The sequence below is a fragment of the Rhodococcus sp. NPDC058505 genome (genome assembly GCF_042720095.1).
Classification (GTDB): domain Bacteria; phylum Actinomycetota; class Actinomycetes; order Mycobacteriales; family Mycobacteriaceae; genus Rhodococcus_G.
Genome location: NZ_JBHXNB010000054.1, coordinates 1 through 4913, shown reverse-complemented (window position 1 = coordinate 4913; position 4913 = coordinate 1). Strand labels below are relative to the sequence as shown.

Here is a 4913-nt window from a genome sequence, read left to right as displayed (position 1 = left end):
CGGCACCCGTCACCGGGTGCCGCGCCGGAGGCGTGTCCGGGGCAGGACCGGGCCGGGTACGGTGAGGACTTTGCACATCTGACATGGGGATGTCCCGCCCCGTGCGCAGTCGAACTGAAAGGTCTCACGCGTGACAATCGCGGTCACCGGTTCCATCGCCACCGATCACCTGATGCGTTTCCCCGGGCGCTTCGCCGAGCAGCTGATCGCCGACCAGCTTCAGCACATCTCGTTGAGCTTCCTCGTCGACGACCTGGTGGTTCGCCGCGGCGGCGTCGGCGGCAACATCGCCTTCGCGATGGGCGTGCTCGGCGGAACCCCGCTGCTCGTCGGCGCGGTCGGCGCCGACTTCGCCGAGTACCGGGGGTGGCTCGAGCAGCACGGCGTCGACTGCTCGGCGGTGCACGTGTCGCAGACCGCGCACACCGCCCGGTTCGTGTGCACCACCGACGAGGACATGGCGCAGATCGCGTCGTTCTACCCGGGCGCGATGAGCGAGGCCCGCGACATCTCGCTCGCCGACCTGCCCGCCGGTGTCGACCTGGTGCTCGTCGGCGCGAACGATCCGGCCGCGATGGCCCGGCACACGCAGCAGTGCCGCGAGCTGGGTTTGCCGTTCGCCGCGGACCCGTCCCAGCAGCTGGCCCGGCTGTCCGGCGCCGAGGCGCGGGAGCTGATCGGCGGCGCGAAGTACCTGTTCACGAACGAGTATGAGTGGGCGCTGCTGCTGCAGAAGACCGAGCTGACCGAGCGGGAGATCGCCGAGCAGATCGGGTTGCGGGTCACGACGCTCGGCGCGAAGGGTGTCGAGATCGTCGACCGGGAGGGCAACGTCATCCGGGTCGGCGTGGTGCCCGAGAAGGCGAAGGTCGACCCGACCGGTGTCGGGGACGCGTTCCGCGCCGGCTTCCTGACCGGCCGGAGCGCCGGGCTGAGCCTGGAGCGGGCGGCGCAGCTCGGATCGCTGGTCGCGGTGCTGGTGCTCGAGACCGTCGGCACCCAGGAGTGGACCCTGGACCGGGACGACGCCGTCAAGCGGCTCGCCGAGGCCTACGGGGCCGAGGCCGCCGACGAGATCGCCGCCGTCCTCTAGGCGGCTCCGCCGCCCGTGAGTCCTTCTGGTCCCAATGGGGGCCAGAAGGACTCACGGGCGCGAAGCGCCTCTACATGTGGACCGGGTACACCGGTTCCTGGATCTGCGGCACGATGCGCTTCTCGACGAAGATGCCGTGCCAGATCATGAAGCACAGCACCGTCCACAGGCGGCGGCTGTGGTCCGAGACGCCGTCGCGATGCTCGTTCAGCATCCGCGCGACCGCTGCCTTGTCGAAGATGTGATCGGTCTGGGAGTCCGCGATCTGCTGGTGCGCCCAGTCGAACAGTTCGGTGCCCGCCAGCCAATGCCGCAGCGGGACCGGGAAGCCCAGCTTCGCGCGGTGCAGCACGTGCGGCGGGACGATGCCCTCAAGCGCCTGCCGCAGCGCGTACTTCGTGGTCGATTTCGTGATCTTCTGATCCAGCGGCACCCGCGAGGCGACCTCGAAGACCTCGGTGTCGAGGAACGGCACCCGCAGTTCGAGGGAGTTCGCCATCGTCATCTTGTCGGCCTTGACGAGGATGTCCCCGCGCAGCCAGGTGAACAGGTCCAGGTGCTGCATCCGTGCGACCGGATCCCAGCCCGCGGACTGCGCGTAGATCGGCGCGGTCACGTCCCGGTGCGTCCACTCCGGGCGGAAGTCCCGCAGCACGGCCCGCAGCTGCGCGTCGTTGAAGCTGCGGGCGTTGCCGTAGTAGCGCTCCTCGAGGGTCATCGAACCCCGGTTGAGCAGGCTCTTGCCTCGGGTGCCGTCCGGGATCCGCTCCGACAGCTTCCCGGCGGCCCGACGCAGCGGCGCGGGCAGGTACTCGAACGGTTTGAGGGACAGCGGCTCCCGGTAGATGGTGTACCCGCCGAACAGTTCGTCCGCGCCCTCGCCGGAGAGCACCACCTTGACGTGCTTGCGGGCCTCCTTCGCGACGAACCACAACGGCACCAGGGCCGGGTCGGCGACCGGGTCGTCGAGATACCAGATGATCTCCGGGATCGCCGCGGCGAACTCGGCGGGGGAGACCACCTTGACCACGTGCCTGGCGCCGATCGCGGCCGCGGATTCCGCGGCGACGTCGACCTCCGAGTAGCCCTCCCGCTCGAATCCGGTGGTGAAGGTGATCAGCTTCGGGTTGTGCCGCATCGCCAGCGCGGCGATCGCGGTGGAGTCGATGCCGCCGGACAGGAACGAGCCGACCGTGACGTCGGCCCGCATGTGCTTGGCGACGGAGTCCTCGAGCGCCGCCGCGATCTCGCAGTACCGCGACTGCTCGCTGCCCGGCGTGAACGGCCGCACCGGGAACTGCGGAGTGAAGTACCGGGTGATCCGCGGCTGCTCGCCGGGGCGGATCCACGCGTAGGACCCGGACTCGAGTCGGCGGATCTGGGTGTGCAGTGTCTCCGGCTCCGGAACGTACTGCAGCACCGTGTAGTGCTCGGTGGCCCGCGGGTCGAGGTCGGTGCCGATGCCGATCACGTCGACGAGTTCGAGCAGGCTCTTCTTCTCGCTGCCGAACGCGGTGCCCGCGGTGCCGGTGGCGAGGAACAGCGGCTTGATGCCGAACGGGTCGCGGGCGATGAACAGCTCCCGCGTTTCGGTGTCCCAGATCGCGAACGCGAACATGCCGCGCAGCCTGCGCACCGCGTCGGCGCCCCAGTGGTGGAACGCGGCGGCGATGGCCTCGCTGTCGCCCTCGGTGCGGAACTCGGCGCCGTGGTCGTTGGCGAGTTCCTCCCGCAGTTCCAGGTAGTTGTAGATCTCGCCGTTGAAGGTGAGCGCGTACCGGTCCGGATTGTCGGACGGGCCCCACCGCAGCGGCTGGTGCGAGTGTTCGATGTCGATGATCGACAGCCGGTTGAAGCCGAACACGAGGTCGTCGTCGTGCCAGGTTCCGTGCTCGTCGGGTCCACGGTGGCGAAGGCAGTGCATCGCGGAGTCGACCCGTGCGACGGCGGCGTCGGTGGTTCCGTCCGAGGTCAATAGCCCGAGCAGTCCACACACAGCGTCCAGTACCTCAATTCGCTTCGGGGGGAACTCCACACCCGCGTGAACAGGTGAGGAGCGGATTGCCGATTGATTGTGCCGAGTATGCCGCAGACGCGCCGAACCGCCGGGTGTGACCCGAGGGTGGATGGGCGGCGGCTTTGGTCTACGCTGCGTAGTATTCGGGTGTCCCGCTGGGCTGCCCCTATCAATTTTGCGGCGATCAGGAAGGCGTGAACGTGGCGCAGAGTCGGATCCTTCGGCGAGCGGGGCTAGCGGTCTCATTGGGACTGGCCGCCATGCTGCTGTCGGGATGTTCGATCGACAATTCGGTGCTTCGCTTCGGATGGCCGTCGGGCATCACTCCGCAGGCCGAGCGAATGCGTGAACTGTGGACCTGGTCGGTCATCGCCGCCCTGTTCATGGGTGTCATCGTGTGGGGCCTGACGTTCTGGACGGTCATCTTCCACCGGAAGAAGAAGGACTCCCCGGAGTTCCCCCGCCAGACGGCCTACAACGTGCCGCTGGAACTGCTGTACACGGCGGTCCCGTTCGTGATCATCGCGGTGTTGTTCTACTTCACGGTCGTCGTGCAGAACTACGTCCACGAGAAGAAGGACGACCCCAACGTCGTCGTCGACGTGACCGCCTACCAGTGGAACTGGAAGTTCGGCTACCGCAGCATCGACCTCGGTGACGGCACCGCCAAGTACGACGGCATCGACGAGGAGGCGCAGGCCGCGGCCGAGGCGCCCGGCGAGCCGAACGTGGTGCACGGCTACGAGGTCCCCGGCGCGATGGCGGGCAAGTCCGAGCACGACCTGTCCTACCTGAACTACAACAAGATCGAGACCATCGGCTCCAGCAGCGAGATCCCGATCCTGGTGCTGCCGACCGGCAAGCGCATCGAGTTCGCTCTCGCGTCCTCGGACGTCATCCACGCCTTCTGGGTTCCGGAGTTCCTGTTCAAGCGGGACGTCATGCCGAACCCGAAGGAGAACCACTCCGACAACGTCTTCCAGATCAGTGAGATCCAGAAGGAAGGCGCGTTCGTCGGCCGGTGCGCGGAAATGTGCGGCACCTACCACGCGATGATGAACTTCGAGGTCCGCGCCGTGAGCCCGGAGAAGTTCGCCAAGTACATCGAGCTGCGCAAGCCGGTGGACGAGGGTGGCCAGGCGCTCACCACGGCCGCGGCGCTTGAGGCGATCGGCGAGTCCCCGGTCGCGACGTCGACCACCCCGTTCAATACGGAACGGACCTACCGCCAGGCAACGCAGGTCCTCGAGGGCGAGAACCAGTAGCCGGCTTCGGCACCCCAGAACACGAGGCCCGACGGCCTACGACGACCTAGCAACCTGCTGAAGGACGAGCTGATATGAAGATCGAAGCCAAGCTCTTCGAGATGTTGACGGTGTTTTTCGTCTTCATCGCAATCGTGTACGGCATCTTCACCGCCATGTCGCGGACCGGTGTCGAGTGGGCGGGCACCACCGCCCTCGTCCTGACCGCCGGGCTGAGCCTGATCATTGGCACCTACTTCCGGTTCGTGGCCCGTCGCCTCGACACCCGTCCGGAGGACTACGAGGAGGCGGAGATCTCGGACGGCGCCGGCGATCTGGGCTTCTTCAGCCCGGGCAGCTTCTGGCCGATCCTCCTCGCGGGCGGTGCCGCACTGAGCGCGGTCTCCCTCGCCTTCTTCCAGCCGTGGCTGATCGTGGTCAGCGTCGTCGTTGTGCTCGCCTGCGCGGCGGGCCTGGTCTTCGAGTACCACATCGGGCCGGAGAAGCACTGACCCCAACGAACCAGCGCCGCGGGCGCCACACCCCACCGGGTGTGGCG

4 protein-coding genes are annotated in these 4913 nt (G+C 67.6%); 3 read left to right on the top strand and 1 reads right to left on the bottom strand.

Annotated features, from left to right (window positions below; genetic code table 11):
* Positions 1-130: 130 nt before the first annotated feature.
* Entirely contained in the window at positions 131-1093 is a 963-nt protein-coding gene (locus tag ACFWPA_RS19610) for a carbohydrate kinase family protein (protein WP_378508409.1), read from the top strand.
* A 70-nt stretch (positions 1094-1163) separates the two neighbouring features.
* On the opposite strand, the gene asnB is transcribed toward ACFWPA_RS19610, so the two are convergent.
* Positions 1164-3089 (bottom strand): asparagine synthase (glutamine-hydrolyzing), encoded by a 1926-nt coding sequence (asnB, locus tag ACFWPA_RS19605; RefSeq protein ID WP_378571596.1) that lies wholly within the window; start codon positions 3087-3089, stop codon positions 1164-1166.
* A gap of 215 nt (positions 3090-3304) precedes the next feature.
* Between asnB and ACFWPA_RS19600 the strand changes: the two genes are divergently transcribed.
* Together ACFWPA_RS19600 and ACFWPA_RS19595 are read left to right on the top strand one after the other, a co-directional pair.
* Entirely contained in the window at positions 3305-4375 is a 1071-nt protein-coding gene (locus tag ACFWPA_RS19600) for a cytochrome c oxidase subunit II (protein ID WP_378508411.1), read from the top strand.
* Between the two features lie 74 nt (positions 4376-4449).
* Complete coding sequence (locus ACFWPA_RS19595) at positions 4450-4866, top strand: cytochrome c oxidase subunit 4 (RefSeq protein WP_378508412.1); 417 nt, start codon at positions 4450-4452, stop codon at positions 4864-4866.
* Positions 4867-4913 lie beyond the last annotated feature (47 nt).

What these genes read in the sequence shown, in the direction of transcription:
- ACFWPA_RS19595 (WP_378508412.1), top strand. Translation starts at nt 4,450, where the DNA reads ATGAAGATCGAAGCCAAGCTCTTCGAGATGTTGACGGTGTTTTTCGTC.